The organism is Thalassospira sp. CH_XMU1420-2, from assembly GCF_037029325.1.
GTDB lineage: Bacteria > Pseudomonadota > Alphaproteobacteria > Rhodospirillales > Thalassospiraceae > Thalassospira > Thalassospira povalilytica.
This window is the reverse complement of the sequence record NZ_JAYMEG010000001.1, coordinates 556,166-573,565: the sequence shown is the minus strand read 5'-3', so window position 1 is coordinate 573,565 and position 17,400 is coordinate 556,166. Positions and strand designations below refer to the sequence as shown.

The following is a 17,400-nucleotide window of genomic DNA, read 5'->3' as shown; positions in this document are numbered from 1 at the left end:
GGATCAATCAGGCCGCAGTTTCCGAGTCCAGCGCATAGCCGGCTGCCCGAACCGTCCGGATGATGTCGCGGGTACCTTTGACATCATTCAGGGCCTTGCGCAGGCGGCGGATATGCACATCAACCGTGCGGGTTTCGACATAAATGTTCGGCCCCCAAACAGCATTCAAAAGCTGCTCGCGGGAGAAAACACGCCCCGGATGTTCAAGGAAGTAACGCAGAAGACGAAATTCGGTCGGACCAAGGTGGATGGCCTTGCCATTACGGCTGACGCGATGGGCGGCAAGATCCATTTCGATATCGGAATAGACCAACTGCCCTTGTGGTTGCGCCGGACCGGATCGGCGCAGAAGTGCGCGAATACGTGCCAGCAACTCGCCAATCGCGAACGGTTTGGTGACATAGTCATCAGCACCGGTATCAAGGCCGCGAATGCGATCCCCTTCTTCGCCGCGCGCAGTCACCATGATGACCGGCAAATCGCGGCTTTCGGGTTTGCGGCGGATCTGACGGCAAACCTCGATCCCCGACATGACCGGCAACATCCAGTCCAGAAGGACAAGATCAACATGCGTTTCAGCAAGAATTTTCAACGCTTCGTCACCGTCACCGGCTTCGACAACCTGCATCCCCTCACGTTCGAGGTTGTAGCGCAACATGGTTACGATTGCAGCTTCGTCCTCGACGATAAGAACCGTTGGGTCCATCTTCCTATGCTCCAGTGTCACTCATTCGGTTCGACAACAGCAAAGTTCGCTGCATCATTTTTTGGCCGGTCGATTGCCGGCAGGTCTTCGCCCTTGATCCGGTAATAGATCGTTTCGGCGATATTGGTGGCATGATCGCCAATACGTTCGATGTTCTTGGCGATGAACAGCATGTGGGTCGATGCCGTAATGTTGCGCGGATCTTCCATCATGTAGGTCAGCAATTCGCGGAACAGCGAATTGTACATGTCATCGACTTCCTGATCGCGCGCCCAGACGCGTTCCGCCTTTTCGGCGTCACCTTCGATATAGGCGTCGAGAACATCTTTGATGATTTCCTGTGCAAGCTTGCCCATATTCGGGATCACCTGGACCGGACGGATCGGCGGGATCTGGTTCAGGACCTGGGCACGTTTGGCAATGTTCTTGGCCAAATCACCAATACGCTCAAGATCATTGGACAGCTTAAGCGCCGTCACGACCTGACGCAGGTCATCAGCCATCGGCTGGCGCAGGGCCAGAAGACGGACCGCAAAGTCCTGCACTTCCTGTTCGAGAACATCGATACGATGGTCTGAAAGAATGACTTTTTCAGCCAGTTCCGAGTCACGCTTTACAATAGAGCGGATCGCAGAGATCAGCTGACTTTCTGCAAGCCCGCCCATCTGCGAGATGATGTTGTTCAGACGGGTCAGTTCCTCGTCGAACGAACTCACGATATGTGTTTTGTCGTCAGCCATTTATGCGTTCTCCTCGTATCGCTTAACCAAAGCGACCGGTAATGTAACCCTTGGTGCGGTCGTCTTTCGGGTTGGTGAAGATCTGATCGGTTTCACCAACTTCTACCAGCTTGCCAAGGTGGAAAAATGCGGTCCGCTGCGATACACGCGCAGCCTGCTGCATGGAGTGCGTCACGATCACGATCGTGTAGTTCGAACGCAGTTCGTCAATCAGCTCTTCGACCTTTGCCGTTGCAATCGGATCAAGTGCCGAGCACGGCTCGTCCATCAGAATGACTTCCGGGCTGACCGCGACCGCACGTGCGATGCAAAGACGCTGCTGCTGACCACCCGAAAGACCGGTAGCGGGCGATTGCAGGCGATCTTTGACTTCCTTGAGAAGACCGGCACGCTCAAGCGAGGTCATGACAATTTCATCAAGTTCGTCACGCGAATTGACCAGACCATGAATACGCGGGCCATAGGCCACGTTGTCATAGATCGATTTCGGGAACGGGTTCGGTTTCTGGAACACCATCCCGATACGTGCGCGCAGCTGAACAACGTCGATCCGCTTGTCATAGATATCGCGGCCATCAAGGGTCACCTTGCCATTGATGGTCACACCATCAATCGTGTCGTTCATGCGGTTCATACACCGCAGGAAGGTCGACTTGCCACAACCCGACGGGCCAATCAAAGCGGTAACCTGACGTTCGACGATATCCAGATTGACATCGAACAGCGCCTGGTTGTCGCTATAGAAAAGATTAAGGTCACGTGCCGTCATTTTCGGGCTTGCGACCGACGGCTCTGCCGTCATTGCGCTCTGGGATACAGCAGCCATTTTACCACTTCCGTTCAAATTTTTTGCGCAGATACACAGCCAGTCCATTCATCAGGATCAGGAAGGCCAGCAACACCATAATCGCTGCCGAGGTTTTCTCGACAAAGGCACGTTCCGGGCTGTCTGCCCACAGATAGATCTGGACCGGCAGAACCGTTGCCGGATCAAGTGCACCACCCGGGATATCAACGATGAAGGCAACCATGCCGATCATCAAAAGCGGTGCCGTTTCACCAAGTGCCTGTGCCATCCCAATGATCGTCCCGGTCAGAATGCCCGGCATCGCCAGCGGCAGCACATGGTGGGTTACGGTCTGAACCGGCGAGGCACCAAGACCAAGGGCCGCCTGGCGTATTGACGGCGGAACCGCCTTGATCGCTGCACGCGACGCAATGATGATGGTCGGCAAGGTCATCAGAGCCAGGGTCAAGCCGCCGACAACCGGGGCCGAACGCGGCAGATGCATGACATTGAGATAGACCTCAAGACCAAGCAGACCGAACACAATCGACGGCACAGCAGCAAGGTTGTTGATATTGACCTCAACAATGGTCGTGAACCGGTTCTTCGGTGCGAATTCTTCAAGATAGACCGCGGCAAGAACCCCGATCGGGAAGGACAGGGCCAAGGTTACAAGCAGGGTATAGAACGACCCGACAGCCGCCCCCCAGATACCGGCAAGTTCCGGCTCGCGGGAGTCACCACTGGTAAAGAAGCGGGCATGGAACTGCTTTTCGACCGCACCGTCTTCGACCAGTGCATTGTACCATCCGATTTCCTGGTCATTGAGACGACGGCTGCTTTCATCAACTTCGGCATCGATATAGCCTTTGTTGAGCATGTCGAAATCGTCACCGGAAATCAGCCAGATCTTGCGGGTCTGCCCGATCAGGTTCGGGTTTTCCATAACCCGTTCACGCAGATCATAGGACGCACCACCTGACACGATGCCATACAGATCACGGCGATCGCGGCGGCTGGTTACTTCGGGGAACCGTTCACGCAGGGACTGCTTGATCAGGCCGTCAAAGTTGGCCTTGCCGATAACGGCCGGATCACCCGTCCTGTCAGGATCGATTTCCGCCGGATCAAAGTGAACTTCAAGCTGAATGTAGGTCTGGAAGAATGCGCTATAGCCTTTGGAGACAATAGAGAAACCCAGAACAAACAAGGCCAGAAGCGCAACACCGATCGCGCTTAGTCCATAGATTTTAAAACGACGCTCAGCTGCGTAACGCTTTTTGATGTTACGTGCGATCTTCGGGCTGTCCCAGTCTACGGGCTTGTGCATTTTGTCCGAAATCACCTTTGCTGCGGCTCTGTCTTCCATAAGGGATGCCATATCAGTCATATTTCTCGCGATACTTCTGAACTACCTTAAGGGCAAATACGTTCAAGCCCAAGGTGACAAGGAAAAGAACCAGCCCCAACGCAAAGGCTGAGAGGGTTTTTGCACTGTCAAATTCCTGGTCGCCGACCAGAAGAGTAACAATCTGCACAGTCACAGTCGTCACGGCCTGAAGCGGGTTGACCGTCATGTTGGCTGCAAGACCTGCGGCCATCACCACAATCATCGTTTCACCAATTGCGCGCGACACAGCCAGAAGAACCGCACCGACAATCCCGGGCAAAGCCGCCGGGAAAATCACGTGGCGGATGGTTTCGGATTTGGTTGCGCCCAAACCATACGACCCGTCACGCAGCGATTTGGGCACCTGTGACATCACATCATCCGAAAGCGACGATACGAACGGGATGATCATGACCCCCATGACAAGCCCCGCCGCCAGCGCGCTTTCCGAACTGACATCAAGACCAAGGATCGCACCATTGTTGCGCAGGAACGGCGCAACCGTAAGGGCTGCGAAAAAGCCGTAAACAACAGTCGGAACACCAGCCAGAATTTCCAGTGCCGGTTTGGCAACCGCACGGAATTTCGGGGATGCGTATTCCCCCATATAAATGGCCGAGAACAATCCAACCGGAACTGCAACACACATTGCAATCACGGTAATCAGAAGCGTTCCGACAAACAGCGGAATGGCACCGAATGCGCCTTCGGATGCGACCTGGTCGGCGCGAATGGCCGTCTGCGGGCTCCATTCCAGACCGAACAGGAATTCAAGCGGGTTGATCTTGCTAAAGAAGTGCAGTGCTTCGAACAGAAGCGAAAACACAATTCCGACCGTAGACAGGATTGCAATCGCCGAACAGGCAATCATCACCCAGCGCGAAATGCGTTCGACGTTGTTGCGTGCGCGCAGTTCCGGCGAAATTTTGCGATAGGAAAGCGAAACCCCGATAACCGCACCACACAGCATCACGACAATCAGTGCTGCGTTGGCAATCGACTGCAAATTCGCAAGACGGCGACCGGCATCGACAACTTCGGGTGAAACAGTCAGATGCTGACCATTCCCCGCCGCAATCAACGAAATGCTGTTGAGTGCAAGCGACAGCTGACCGCTGTCAGATGTGATTTCTGCAGGCAGATCGGCAATGATCATCGCTTCGATGACCGATCCCTGGAACGTGTGCCAGACGAACAGCAACAGCAAAGCAGGAAGGCCGCACCACAGGGCAACATATGTCCCGTAATGAGCCGGAAGAGAATGAAGATTGCTGTAGCGTCCACCCGAAAGGGCAACGGCCCGCTGGCGCCCGAAATAGAAGGACAATGCACAAAGTGCAGCAACCGCGAGCAACAGGAAAGACAGGGACATTACGTTAAATCCGTTTGCCAGGTGAGCCTGTAGTAATCAGATGAGAGGCCAATAGGACAAAAACAATAAATTAATCAAGCCTGGAAACAAAGAAACCGATGGCAGCATTAGCCGCCATCGGTTGAAAGATCGCGTTACATGCTCAGCGGCGAAAGGTTCATCGCAGCGTTGCGTACAGCTTCACGCTCGGCGGCATCCATCGGGATCAGACCGCGGTCAGCAAGGTAACCTTCGTCACCGAATGCTTTGTCAGAGGTGAATTCTGCGAGGTATTCTTTCATACCCGGGATGGTGCCGACGTGTGCGTTCTTTACGTAGAAGTAAAGCGAACGCGAAACCGGATAGTCACCAGCCGAGATGGCTTCGAAGGTCGGCGAAACGCCTTCGATTTTCGAACCCTGAAGCTTGTCGCCATTCTGGTCGAGGAAGGAGAAACCGAAGATGCCAAGCGCGTCGTGGTTTGCTTCAAGCTTCTGAACGATCAGGTTGTCGTTCTCACCAGCTTCAACATAGGCACCGTCTTCACGAACGCCGGCGCAAACTGCTTTGTGCTGTTCTTTGTTGCTGTCTTTCAGAGCAGCAATCGCCGGGAAGGCATCGCAAGCTTCTTCGAGTACCAGCTCGGTGAAGGCATCACGGGTACCGGAGGTCGGCGGCGGGCCGAGAACTTCGATTTTAACGTCCGGCAGGCTCGGATCGATTTCCGACCAGGTGCTGTAGAAGTTGTCTACAAGCGACTTGCCGTCTTTGGACGGAACGGTTTTGGCAAGCGCCAGGAAGATCTGTTCTTTGGTCAGATCGATTTCAGGTGCTTCGTTCGAGTTCGACAGAACGATACCGTCGTAACCGACTTTAACTTCGGTAACTTCGGAGATGCCGTTCTTTGCACAAGTTTCAACTTCGGACTTCTTGATGCGACGCGAAGCGTTGGTGATGTCCGGGTGCTGTTCGCCAACACCTGCACAGAACAGCTTCAAACCACCGCCAGAACCGGTCGATTCAATAACCGGGGTTTTGAACGAGGTGGTTTTACCGAATTCTTCTGCAACTGCGGTTGCAAACGGGAAAACGGTGGACGAACCAACGATACGAATCTGGTCACGTGCCTGGGCAGCGCCAGCAAAGGCAACGCTCATCAGCGCCGCAACAGCAAGAGTCTTCTTCATGGTATATTCCCCAATGGTTGTTCCACTTCGGAACGGTGCAACGATCTGCGAGGCGGACTCTAACGCTGGGTGCTTACGGTATTGTGTCGCTTTTGTTAACGTTATGTGACAACGTATCAGAGCAGTAAAAACGCCGTGATTTATCGATAAATATCAATGATATAAAAGAATCACGGCCCGGCAGAAATCACGTCAAATCCGACCGGTTTTCTGCCTTGGCGGGCCAATTGGCGACACACTGTAACAAAAACTGTCACATTTGATGGTTCCGGCTGATCGGGCAAAGATGCGGCCACACGGTTCAGGAATAATCCCGGCGCCCTCTTTACATGACAGGCAATCCACGCAACTGTGCATCAGGGACAGCAAAACGCCGCTCGCACGACCGGGCGGCATCATCAGGAGAACGACATGAGCAACGCATCGATCGACGAGATTCAGGAACTGATCCAGAAACTGTCAGGGGAACTCGGCGAAATGTCCGAAGCAGCATCCCGGCATATCGATGATCTGCATGTCGCAGTAAATAACGTGGCATCCCACGTTCTGGCGATCGAGGCGATTCTGGCGCTTGTCGCGCAAAAGGTCGAAATTGACGATGCCGCCGCAATACAGTGGATTCGCGACAAGACCGCAGCATATGCCGAAGACGGCAACGAAGGATCGGCCGCCGAAGGCATCGCACAAAGCCTTTTGGGCAAGGAAGAATCCTGAGCCGGCATTAACCGGCCGACACGCCAAGTGACCAGTTCGTGATCGCGCATTGCGATCCTTATGTAAAAAAGACGGCAGGATTCCCCGCCGTCTTTTTATATTTCGTCTTCTTTTATTAATGGCCCAGGGAAGTTTTTCCCCGCAGCATCCGGACCGGGGTCAGGACGCCAGGCTTGCTGCGCCAATCCGGTCGCGCAGCTTTTCGGGCACCGGCCCACCTGCCGCCCAGTCAAGCAACTGCACAGTATGAATGACCTTAAGGTCGTCGGTTTCAATCTGAACCATGCAGCCAATATTGCCCGTTGCCACCAGATCAGGTTGGGTCGCGCGAATATTGCCGCGTTTGCGTTCCTGGAGTTTGCCCGCAATTTCGGGCTGCAACAGGTTATAGACACCGGCCGAGCCACAGCACAAATGGCCTTCGGCAATTTCAAGCACCTCATACCCGGCCATTTTCAAAAGATCGCGTGGCGGGCGCGTGATTTTTTGGCCATGCTGCATCGAACAGGCGGAATGATAGGCAACGCGCGGACCACCATGTGTCGCATTGGCAAACACATTGTCTTCGATATCAAGCCCGGCAAGATATTCGGTGATATCCTTGGCCAAGGCAGACACCGTGGCGGCCTTTTGCGCATAGGTGGCATCATTGCGCAACATATGCCCGTAATCCTTGACCGTGGTGCCGCAACCAGATGCGGTAATGACAATGGCATCAAGCCCCTCGCCGTCGATTTCCGCACACCAGGCATCAATATTGCCTTTGGCCTGATGGTGGGATTTTTCTTCCTTGCCCATGTGATGGACAAGCGACCCGCAACAGCCCGCACCCTTGGCGACCACAACTTCGATCCCAAGCCGGGTCAATAGACGAACCGTCGATTCGTTGATTTCCGTTTCAAGAACCTGCTGGGCACATCCCGTCAAAATTGCCACCCGTCCCTTGCGCGGACCGATGGCCGGAATGATTTGCGGTTTGTCCACCCAGCTCGGCGGGGCCATGTGGCGCGCGCCCATTTTCACCATGCCCTTAAGACGGCCCGGCATCAGGCGCGCAAAAGGTGCCGCCATTTTTGCCCCGATCATCGACAACCGGAACAGGGTCGGGTTGGGCACGACAAGCGCAAGCAGTTTGCGCAACAGACGATCACCAAGCGGACGTTCATAGGTTTCTTCGATGTGGGCCCGCGCGTTGTCGATCAAATGCATGTAGTCAACACCCGACGGGCAGGTACTGGTGCAAGACAGACATGACAGACAACGGTCCAGATGTTTTACAACCCGATCCGTTGCCGGCTTGTCATTTTCCAGCATGTCCTTGATCAGATAAATACGCCCACGCGGACTGTCGAGTTCATCCCCCAACGTTACAAAAGTCGGGCAGGTCGCAGTACAAAAGCCGCAATGCACACATTTGCGCAAAATCTGTTCGCTTTCGGCAAACATCGGATTTTCAAGTTGGGCGGTGCTGAAATTCGTCTGCATTACGCGCCCTCCGCAATCTGGGTGCCGGGCATCAGTCGTCCCGGATTAAGGATGCCTTCCGGATCAAAGTTTTCTTTGATCTTGGCGTTGATGCGCGCAAGTGCAGGACTTTCGGGATGGAACACCGGCACTGTTTCACGCATCCTTTCAGGGGCCCGGACCAGATTGGCCTGCCCGCCTGCCATTTCTGCAATCTCGCGAATCCGGTTTGCCATCGCGTCGGCATCATCAAGCGCCAACCAGATCAAACCACCGGCCCAATCCATCATTGCCCGACCGCCCGTGACATCTTGCAACTGCGCGCAAACATCACCGCCGATTGCCGGTGGGACCGACACCCGCCACAAAAGGCTTGCCGCACCTGACGTTTCAACAAACGGTCTTGCATCGGCAACATATTGCCAGACACGGTGGCTGTAGCTGTCAGCCAGTTCATGGGTTTCACCAAAAGATGCCAATGCCTTGCAAAGCGCCTCGGCCCGCCAGGCGACGGATGGCTTTGGTCCTTCGACCCGCAAGACAACAAGCCCCGACCCGAATTCAGAAGCCACCGGAATTTCAAGCCCTGCGATATCAGCCGCCGAAATCCAGGCCGCGCCGGAAACTTCGTTCTCGCTTCCCATCGCGGCAGTCATTGCCTTGCCTGCCTTTTTCGGATCATCACAGGCAACGATAACGGTTGCCGACTGTTCGTCACAGGGCATGACCTTCAAGGTCACGGTATGCATGACACCAAGCGTTCCGAACGATCCCGACATCAGTTTGGACAAATCAAAACCGGTGACGTTTTTCATCACCCGGCCACCCGATTTGAAATCTTCGGCACGGCCTGACACTGCCTGGAACCCCAAAAGATGATCACGGGCCGACCCGACCTTGATCCGGCGCGGCCCAGCAAGGTTACATGCAACAAGGCCGCCGATCGTTCCGGCATCCGGCGCGTTCCCGCTGCCAAGAAGTTCCGGAAAGTTTCCGGGTTCAAAATGGAATTGTTGGTTCTTTTCAGCCAAAGCAGCCTTGATATCGGCCAGTGGCGTCCCGGCATGGGCCGATATCACCAATTCTTCGGGCTCATAAAACAGAATTCCGGACAATTTCGAACAATCAAGCACCGCATTGGTCTTTACGGCATGTCCAAACGCGCGTTTTGATCCTGATCCGATGATTTCAAGCGGGGTCCGGGAACCAAGCGCCCAGCCAACGGCATCGCGCAGTTGTTCCGGGGTGGTGGGTGTCAAAATTTCCGCCATGGCGGTCTCTCTTTTCCTCTCCTGAACCAGACATGCCGGATTTGCGGGAAACGACATGCTGATATTTGGCTTTATTGTTGCGTCTTATGATCGACGGTCTTGTTTGAATTCCGACCTAGAAGCGCGGGATATCCGGGAATTTGTCGGCGACGGCCTTGGCATGAAGTGTCTTGAGCTCGCCACAGCCATGCAAGGTCGGGAATACCTTGCCCGGATTAAGAAGCTGATCCTCGTCAAAGGCCATCTTGATCCGTTCCTGATGCATCATGTCGTCTTGGGTGAACATTTCGCCCATCAGATCACGTTTTTCGACGCCGATGCCATGTTCGCCAGACAGCACGCCGCCAACCTCGACACACAGTTTCAAGATGTCGGCACCGAATGCCTCGGCCTTTTCAAGATCGCCGGCCTTGTTGGCATCAAACATGATCAGCGGATGCAAATTGCCATCACCGGCATGAAAGACGTTGGCAACGCCAAGGCCGTGTCGCTTGGACAATTCCTGCATCCCGGTCAGGACTTCGGCCAGACGGCCGCGCGGGATTGTGCCGTCCATACACATATAATCGGGGGAAATGCGCCCGATGGCCGGAAAGGCATTCTTGCGCCCCGACCAGAACAGAAGCCTTTCTTCCTCATTCTCGGAAATTCGTGAATAGATCGCGCCACAATCGGTCGCGATCTTGCCGACCCGATCAATCAGGTAATCAACTTCGACCTGGGGTCCATCCAGCTCGACCAGAAGCAATGCCTCCACATCCAGCGGATATCCCGCATGGACGAAATCCTCGGTCGCCTTGATCGCCGGGGCATCCATCATCTCAAGGCCGCCCGGAATGATGCCGGCGGCAATGATGGCCGCCACGCATTTACCGCCTTCTTCCGATGAATTGAACCCAAGCAACAGCGCGCGTGCCGTTTCGGGTTTACGCAAAATACGAACCGTGACCTCGGTTACGATGCCAAGCAACCCTTCGGATCCGGTGATCAGACCAAGCAGGTCATATCCCGCCTGATCCAGGCCCTTGCCGCCGACGCGCAGGATTTCGCCTTCGATCGTGACCATTTCAACGCCCAACACATTATTGGTCGTCAAACCGTATTTCAGGCAATGCACGCCGCCGGAATTTTCGGCGATATTGCCGCCAATCGAACAGGCAATCTGGCTGGACGGGTCCGGCGCGTAATAGAAACCCTTATGTTCGACAGCGCGGGTGATCCCCAGATTGGTGACACCGGGCTGCACAACAGCCGCCCGGTTGTCCCAGTCAATTTCAAGAACGCGGTTGAACTTCATCATCGAAATCGTGATGGCATCAGCCATCGGCAAAGCCCCGCCGGAAAGTCCGGTACCGGCCCCGCGCGGGACAATGCGCACCTTGTTTTCGTGACAATATTTAAGAATGGCTGCGACCTGCCCGGTATTTTCGGGCAGGACCACAATCATCGGGAGCTGGCGATAAGCCATCAACCCGTCACATTCATAGGGCCTGAGCTGATCCTCATCGACGATTACGCCGCCGGTTGCGGGAACAATGTCACGCATGGCCGCAATAATGTCCTTGCGACGCGCAAGTGTGTTGTGGTTCGGCTCAGGCATCCTAAGCATCGGTAGTTACTCCTTCAATTCGACCAGCAAATCCTTGCTGTCGACCTGTGTACCGGCCGGTGCGTGGATTTTGGCCACGATACCGTCCTTTTCCGCGTGAACTGCGGTTTCCATTTTCATGGCTTCAAGTGAACACATCACGTCCCCGGACTTGACCTTCTGGCCTTCGGCGACATGTACCTCGACCACAAGACCCGGCATCGGGGCTGCGACATGCAGCTTGTTGCCGTCTTCGGCCTTCGGTTTTGCCTTGCCCGAAGCCGCCAGCGTCTTGTCCGCGACCTTGACTGTGCGGGGTTGGCCATTCAGTTCGAAGAACACTGTGCGATGGCCTTCTTCGTCACCGAATTCGGACGTCGCCAAATATCGGATGACAAGGGTTTTGCCCTTTTCCAGATCAACCGAGATTTCCTGATTCTGGTTCATCCCATAGAAGAAGACCGGTGTTGGCAGAATGGATACATCGGCGTGGTGACTGCGATGTTCGGCATAATCAAGGAACACCTTGGGATACATCACATAGGATACCACTTCGGCATCGCTGATGTTGCTGCGGTGCGTTTTCTTTTCGATTTCCTTGCGGGTGGCCTCGAAATCAATCGGCGGCAATGACTTGCCCGGACGATCTGTCAGCGCCTCGGCGCCCTTAAGCACCTTGCGCTGAAGGGCGGGCGGGAAGCCGCCGACCGGCTGGCCGATTTCACCGCGGAAGAACGAAATCACACTGTCGGGGAAGGCGATATCCTTTTTGGGATCAAGAACGTCTTCCTCGGACAGGCCCGATGTCACCATCATCAGTGCCATATCGCCAACCACCTTGGAGCTTGGCGTGACCTTGACGACATCACCAAACATCTTGTTGACCGCGGCATAGGCCTTGGAAACTTCGGGCCAGCGATCCTCGATCCCCAATGCACGGGCCTGCTGACGCAGGTTGGTATATTGGCCGCCGGGCATTTCATGGACATAGACATCGGACGTGCCGCTGCGAATGTCGCTTTCAAAGCCGGCATAGTAACGACGGACCTGTTCCCAATATGTCGACACTTCCTTAAGTGCCTCGGCCTTGAGCCCCGGATCACGCGGCTGACCGATATAGTTATTGGCAATCGAGCCCAGGCTTGGCTGCGATGTCAGACCCGACATTGAATCCATTGCGGCATCAACCGCATCCACCCCGGCATCAATCGCTGCAATTACCGTTGCCGCGGAAATGCCGCTGGTATCATGGGTGTGGAAATGGATCGGGATATTGACCGTATCCTTAAGCGCCTTGATCAGCTCGGTCGCCGCTGCTGGCCGCATAACCCCGGCCATGTCCTTAAGGCCCAGAATATGCGCACCAGATTTTTCAAGCTCGCGCGCCATATTCACATAGTAATCAAGGTTATATTTCGGGCGGCTCTTGTCATAGATATCGCCGGTATAACAAATGGTCGCTTCGCAAAGTTTATCGGTCTTAAGAACCGATTCCATCGCGACCTTCATGTTTTCTACCCAGTTCAGGGAATCAAACACACGGAAAACATCCATGCCATGTTCAGCCGCCTGTTTGACGAAGTAGTCCACCGCATTGTCAGGATAGTTGGTATATCCCACCGCGTTTGACGCCCGCAGCAACATCTGGGTCAGGATGTTTGGCACCCGTTCGCGCAGCTTGACCAGACGGTCCCACGGATCTTCTTTCAGGAAGCGCATGGCAACATCAAACGTCGCCCCGCCCCAGCATTCCAGCGAAAACAGTTCCGGAAGGCCGTGCGCATAATATGGCGCAATTTCAAGCATGTCATAGGTACGCATACGCGTTGCCAGAAGCGACTGATGCGCATCACGCATGGTGGTATCGGTAATCAGGACACGTTCCTGATCTTTCATCCAGCGTGAAAAACCTTCCGGCCCCAATTGATCAAGCTTTTGCTTGGTGCCCGGACGAATCTCACCCAGATCAATCGATTTCGGCATGACCGGATCATGCAGATTGGTCGGGACAACGCGGCCTTCGACTTCCGGGTTGCCATTGACCGCGACCTCGCCAATGAAGCGCAGCAAACGCGTTGCACGGTCACGACGGCGCACGAACTTGAACAGATCGGGCGTTTCATCAATAAACCGCGTGGTATATTCACCCGCGCGGAATTTCGGATGATTGATCAGGTTTTCCAGGAAGGCCAGGTTGGTCGCAACACCACGAATTCGAAATTCGCGCAATGCACGGTCCATACGGTCAACGGCTTCGCGCGGGGTGCTACCCCATGCGGTGACCTTTTCCAGCATACTGTCATAGAACGGCGTGATCACCGCCCCGGAATAGGCCGTGCCACCATCCAGACGAATGCCAAAACCGTTGGCCCCGCGATAAACCTTGATGATCCCGTAATCGGGGACAAAGTTGTTTTCCGGGTTTTCAGTCGTGATGCGGCACTGAAGCGCATGGTCACGCAGCTTGATCTTGTCCTGCCACGGAATACCGGTTTCTGACGGGAAACCGATGCGACCACCCTGGGCAATCAGGATCTGTGCCTTGACCAGGTCAAAGCCGGTCACGCATTCGGTCACGGTGTGTTCGACCTGAATACGCGGGTTGACCTCGATGAAATAGAATTTGGATGTATCAACATCCATCAGGAATTCGACCGTACCGGCATTGACGTAATTTGCCGCCGTCCCGAGCCGAATGGCAGCATCACAGATTTCCTGACGCTGTTCATCATTCAGATACGGGGCCGGTGCACGTTCGACAACCTTCTGGTTTCGGCGCTGAACCGAACAGTCGCGCTCATAGAGATGCACCAACGTACCGTGGGTATCTCCCAAAAGCTGAACTTCAACGTGGCGGGCACGGCGGATCAGCTTTTCGAAATACACTTCGCCATTGCCAAAGGCCGCCTCGGCCTCGCGGCGCGCTGCCAGAACCTGATTGGCTAGGTCCTTGCCATTTTCGATGACCCGCATACCGCGGCCACCGCCGCCCCAACTGGCTTTGAGCATCAGCGGATAGCCGATTTCCTCGGCGATGCGGGTGACTTCCTTCATGTCTTCGGGAAGCGCACTGGATGCCGGCATGACAGGCACGCCTGCACTTTCGGCCAGATTGCGTGCAGACACCTTGTTGCCAAGCGTGCGCATGACATCGGAATCAGGACCGATAAACTGAATTCCGGCCTCGGCACAGGCATCGGCGAATTCCGGATTTTCAGACAGGAAACCATATCCGGGGTGGATTGCATCCACGTCGGCATCACGTGCCACCCGCAGAATGTCTTCAATATCCAGATAGGCGCGAATGGGTTTGTTGCCCTTGCCCACCGTATAGCTTTCATCAGCTTTGAAACGGTGAAGGGCGAACCGGTCCTCGTCAGAGAAAATCGCAACGGTGCGAATGCCAAGTTCGTTGGCAGCTCGCAAAACACGAATCGCGATTTCGCCACGGTTGGCGACCAGAAGTTTACGGATACGCTTAGGTGCAGAACGCGTCATTGACACCGGGCTCCTACCACATTTTCCTGGCAGGAACGTGCCTGTGCGCGCCTGCCAAAACCAAGTGAAACGCCACGATATGGTCCCGGAATGCGCTGCGGTGCGGGATGCCTGCAACGCCATACCTTTTGTGGCGGAACAAGATGCCTGCACGCTGAGATCTTGTGCAATGCATCCAGAGCTTTTGGCGCCCGGTGGGCAGGCGTCGGTTCTGGTATATGCGCATTGCCCTCTCCCTGTCAAAGCATGATCTCATGAATTGGTAATACCAATCACGCAAAAGCAAGGCCAGCCGCTTTTCACCATGCGGAACGAAAATCGCCTTTCCACGTGAACGGTATCGTGCAAATCCGTGATCTTTGGGGACTTTTGTCACAGATATGTTATTGTCCGCCCACGCCTGAAACACCCAATTCCCAGAACGGTCGCGCCCATGCCGAAGCTCAATCTTCGACTAAAGTTCCTGCTGCTTTCCATTTTGCCACTGGTTCTTGCCGCATCGGCCATCTCATGGCTGGTCTTTGCGCAGGCTGAAAGACTGGCCGAAGCCGAAATCAGGACTTTTGAACGCAACATCCTTGAAGCCCGCAAGGAGGAGCTCAAAAGTTATCTTGAGCTCGCCATGGCATCGATTGACCATATCTATTCGGTGGCAAGCCCGCTGGATGCTGTTTCCAAGGAACGGGTAAAGGCGATTATCGAAGATCTGACCTATGGCGAGGACGGCTATTTCTTCATTTACGACCGCGACGGCACCGCGCTTGTTGAACCGCCCCAACCATGGCGGGTCGGGCGGACCTATTGGAACCTGCGTGACATCAACGGCAATTCGGTCATTCAGGGGCTGATATTCAATGCCGAAAAGGGTGGCGATTTCATGCGCCATGTCTGGGAAAAGCCATCAACCGGCGAGCCGACCGAAAAGATCACCTATTCGCTGATGCTTGATAAATGGGACTGGATGATCGGGACCGGCATCTATATCGACGACATTGCCGAACAGGTGACGGAAATCGAGGCAGAGGTCTCCACCCATATCCGCGAAACCACAATTTCGATCATCGGTGTCACCATTCTTGCGGTCTTGCTGGTTGGCATTTCCGGAACTGTGGTCACGCTTTCGGAACGCAAGCTTGCCGATTCCAAGCTCAAGGAACTGACCCATCGCGTGGTCGATGTCCAGGAACAGGAACGCCTTCGGGTGTCGCGCGAACTGCATGACGGCATCAGTCAGATTCTGGTATCGGTCAAATATTCGGTTGAAACCGCAATCGCGCGGATCGGGCAGAACCGCGAAAATGCGATTGAACCGATGGAAAAGGCCGCCAAACGGTTGCAGGACGCCATTCACGAAGTCCGGCGTATCTCGCGCGACTTGCGCCCCGCCGTGCTTGATGATCTTGGCCTGAAACCTGCAATCGAAAGCATGTGCGCCGAATTGCAGGACCGGTCGGGCATCCTCATGGAAGTCAAGATCGACAATATCGACAACCAGCTTGATATGGCCAAAAAGACAACGCTTTATCGTGTCTTGCAGGAAACACTGACCAATATTGAACGCCATGCCGACGCAACCGTGATCAAGATATCCATCAAGCGCGAAGGCACCAGCGTGGTCATGCGCATCACCGATAACGGTGTGGGCTTTGAAACCAACCGTTATATCCGTAACCGCGACCCGCGCGCCGGGATCGGATTGCGCAACATGCGCGAACGGATGGAGTTCCATGGCGGTGGTCTTTCCGTGCGCTCGGAACCCGATGACGGAACCAAAATTACCGCATTTATTCCCGCCACCAGCCAGAATGATCTACCCGACGGGCGAATCAGCGGTTAATCTGGGCTGGCAACCATACCCATCGACAGGACCAAGTTTCGATCAATGAACAGTGCCAATCAAATCTATTCCAATGACCGCCCGTTGCGTATCTTACTGTGCGATGACCATGCGCTTGTGATGGATGGCATTCGTTCGCGGCTGGAATGTTTTGATCACATCAACATCATTGGCGAGGCCAGCAACGGCGTCGAAGCCCTGTCGCTGGCCGGTGAATTACGCCCCGATGTCGTATTGATGGATATTTCAATGCCGGTCATGAACGGGCTTGAGGCCGCCGAAAAGTTCCGCGAAACGCTTCCGGATACCAAGGTTGTCATTCTGTCGATGCATGAAAACCCGGAATATCTGCGCACCGCCCAGCAGGCTGGCGCCAAGGGATTCATCCTTAAGGATGTTTCATCCAACGACATGGTTCGCGCGATTGAAACCATCGCCAATGGCGGCGAAGCATACAGTTCGACCTTTGATCGCATCAGTGCCGGCGAAGGCAGCAACAGTGACGGCGTGCCGCTGACGACGCGCGAACGAACCGTTTTGCGTCTTCTTGCCAAAGGGGCCAGTAACAAGCACGTTGCCCGCGAACTCGACATCAGTGTGCGAACAGTTGAAACCCACCGCCGCAACATCAAGCGCAAACTTGATATCGACAGTTCTGCCGGTCTTGTCCGTTACGCAATCGAAAAAGGTCTGGTCACGCTCGACACCAACGCCTGATCGTCCGGTTCCGATCTGGTTTGTGACGTGCTAGATACGACTTTATATTGATTTAACAAATGAAACCGGTACATTGGCCAATGGTTTGGATTGATTAAACTTTTCATCTGACGTCACGCTACCTGTATATAGCTCCTTGATAGGCGGAAC

Annotated in this window: 13 protein-coding genes; 3 read left to right on the top strand and 10 right to left on the bottom strand. The window is 54.7% G+C overall.

The window, feature by feature from the left end:
* Positions 1–7: 7 nt before the first annotated feature.
* The 6 genes from phoB to WA429_RS02505 form a co-directional block, all read right to left on the bottom strand.
* Positions 8–706 (bottom strand): phosphate regulon transcriptional regulator PhoB, encoded by a 699-nt coding sequence (gene phoB, locus WA429_RS02530; protein WP_101245355.1) that lies wholly within the window; start codon positions 704–706, stop codon positions 8–10.
* A gap of 17 nt (positions 707–723) precedes the next feature.
* Positions 724–1,446 (bottom strand): phosphate signaling complex protein PhoU, encoded by a 723-nt coding sequence (gene phoU / locus WA429_RS02525; RefSeq protein ID WP_101245354.1) that lies wholly within the window; start codon positions 1,444–1,446, stop codon positions 724–726.
* Between the two features lie 22 nt (positions 1,447–1,468).
* Complete coding sequence (gene pstB / locus WA429_RS02520; protein ID WP_170310064.1) at positions 1,469–2,272, bottom strand: phosphate ABC transporter ATP-binding protein PstB; 804 nt, start codon at positions 2,270–2,272, stop codon at positions 1,469–1,471.
* A 1-nt stretch (position 2,273) separates the two neighbouring features.
* Positions 2,274–3,563 (bottom strand): phosphate ABC transporter permease PstA, encoded by a 1,290-nt coding sequence (pstA, locus tag WA429_RS02515; protein ID WP_228194620.1) that lies wholly within the window; start codon positions 3,561–3,563, stop codon positions 2,274–2,276.
* Between the two features lie 52 nt (positions 3,564–3,615).
* Entirely contained in the window at positions 3,616–4,995 is a 1,380-nt protein-coding gene (gene pstC / locus WA429_RS02510; protein ID WP_101245352.1) for a phosphate ABC transporter permease subunit PstC, read from the bottom strand.
* Between the two features lie 134 nt (positions 4,996–5,129).
* Positions 5,130–6,161, bottom strand: a complete 1,032-nt coding sequence (locus WA429_RS02505) for a PstS family phosphate ABC transporter substrate-binding protein (RefSeq protein WP_206926736.1) — start codon at positions 6,159–6,161, stop codon at positions 5,130–5,132.
* 411 nt (positions 6,162–6,572) lie between these two features.
* Between WA429_RS02505 and WA429_RS02500 the strand changes: the two genes are divergently transcribed.
* Positions 6,573–6,875, top strand: a complete 303-nt coding sequence (locus tag WA429_RS02500; protein WP_101245864.1) for a hypothetical protein — start codon at positions 6,573–6,575, stop codon at positions 6,873–6,875.
* A 159-nt stretch (positions 6,876–7,034) separates the two neighbouring features.
* Here the strand turns inward: WA429_RS02500 and glcF are convergent, their stop codons facing one another.
* From glcF to pyc, 4 genes are all read right to left on the bottom strand, one after another.
* Entirely contained in the window at positions 7,035–8,360 is a 1,326-nt protein-coding gene (gene glcF / locus WA429_RS02495; protein ID WP_287464354.1) for a glycolate oxidase subunit GlcF, read from the bottom strand.
* A complete protein-coding gene (gene glcE / locus WA429_RS02490) occupies positions 8,360–9,610 on the bottom strand; it encodes a glycolate oxidase subunit GlcE (protein ID WP_287464355.1) in 1,251 nt (416 codons plus the stop codon). The genes glcF and glcE overlap by 1 nt, the downstream gene beginning before the upstream one ends.
* A gap of 115 nt (positions 9,611–9,725) precedes the next feature.
* The gene (locus WA429_RS02485) at positions 9,726–11,210 is read right to left on the bottom strand and encodes an FAD-linked oxidase C-terminal domain-containing protein (protein WP_287464800.1); all 1,485 of its coding nucleotides are present in this window, start codon (positions 11,208–11,210) and stop codon (positions 9,726–9,728) included.
* Positions 11,211–11,225: 15 nt separating this feature from the next.
* Positions 11,226–14,696, bottom strand: a complete 3,471-nt coding sequence (gene pyc, locus WA429_RS02480) for a pyruvate carboxylase (RefSeq protein ID WP_287464356.1) — start codon at positions 14,694–14,696, stop codon at positions 11,226–11,228.
* 433 nt (positions 14,697–15,129) lie between these two features.
* On the opposite strand from pyc, the gene WA429_RS02475 reads away from it, so the two are divergent.
* Together WA429_RS02475 and WA429_RS02470 are read left to right on the top strand one after the other, a co-directional pair.
* Positions 15,130–16,533, top strand: coding sequence for a cache domain-containing protein (locus tag WA429_RS02475; protein ID WP_101245346.1), 1,404 nt, complete (start codon positions 15,130–15,132; stop codon positions 16,531–16,533).
* Positions 16,534–16,578: 45 nt separating this feature from the next.
* Positions 16,579–17,250: a response regulator transcription factor gene (locus WA429_RS02470; RefSeq protein WP_101245345.1), complete on the top strand. Its 672-nt coding sequence runs from the start codon at positions 16,579–16,581 to the stop codon at positions 17,248–17,250.
* Positions 17,251–17,400: the final 150 nt, after the last annotated feature.

What these genes read in the sequence shown, in the direction of transcription:
- WA429_RS02485 (WP_287464800.1), bottom strand. Translation starts at nt 11,210, where the DNA reads ATGCCTGAGCCGAACCACAACACACTTGCGCGTCGCAAGGACATTATT.
- glcF (WP_287464354.1), bottom strand. Translation starts at nt 8,360, where the DNA reads ATGCAGACGAATTTCAGCACCGCCCAACTTGAAAATCCGATGTTTGCC.
- pstA (WP_228194620.1), bottom strand. Translation starts at nt 3,563, where the DNA reads ATGCACAAGCCCGTAGACTGGGACAGCCCGAAGATCGCACGTAACATC.
- WA429_RS02505 (WP_206926736.1), bottom strand. Translation starts at nt 6,161, where the DNA reads ATGAAGAAGACTCTTGCTGTTGCGGCGCTGATGAGCGTTGCCTTTGCT.
- pstC (WP_101245352.1), bottom strand. Translation starts at nt 4,995, where the DNA reads ATGTCCCTGTCTTTCCTGTTGCTCGCGGTTGCTGCACTTTGTGCATTG.
- WA429_RS02500 (WP_101245864.1), top strand. Translation starts at nt 6,573, where the DNA reads ATGAGCAACGCATCGATCGACGAGATTCAGGAACTGATCCAGAAACTG.
- WA429_RS02475 (WP_101245346.1), top strand. Translation starts at nt 15,130, where the DNA reads ATGCCGAAGCTCAATCTTCGACTAAAGTTCCTGCTGCTTTCCATTTTG.
- phoB (WP_101245355.1), bottom strand. Translation starts at nt 706, where the DNA reads ATGGACCCAACGGTTCTTATCGTCGAGGACGAAGCTGCAATCGTAACC.
- WA429_RS02470 (WP_101245345.1), top strand. Translation starts at nt 16,579, where the DNA reads ATGAACAGTGCCAATCAAATCTATTCCAATGACCGCCCGTTGCGTATC.
- pyc (WP_287464356.1), bottom strand. Translation starts at nt 14,696, where the DNA reads ATGACGCGTTCTGCACCTAAGCGTATCCGTAAACTTCTGGTCGCCAAC.
- phoU (WP_101245354.1), bottom strand. Translation starts at nt 1,446, where the DNA reads ATGGCTGACGACAAAACACATATCGTGAGTTCGTTCGACGAGGAACTG.
- glcE (WP_287464355.1), bottom strand. Translation starts at nt 9,610, where the DNA reads ATGGCGGAAATTTTGACACCCACCACCCCGGAACAACTGCGCGATGCC.
- pstB (WP_170310064.1), bottom strand. Translation starts at nt 2,272, where the DNA reads ATGGCTGCTGTATCCCAGAGCGCAATGACGGCAGAGCCGTCGGTCGCA.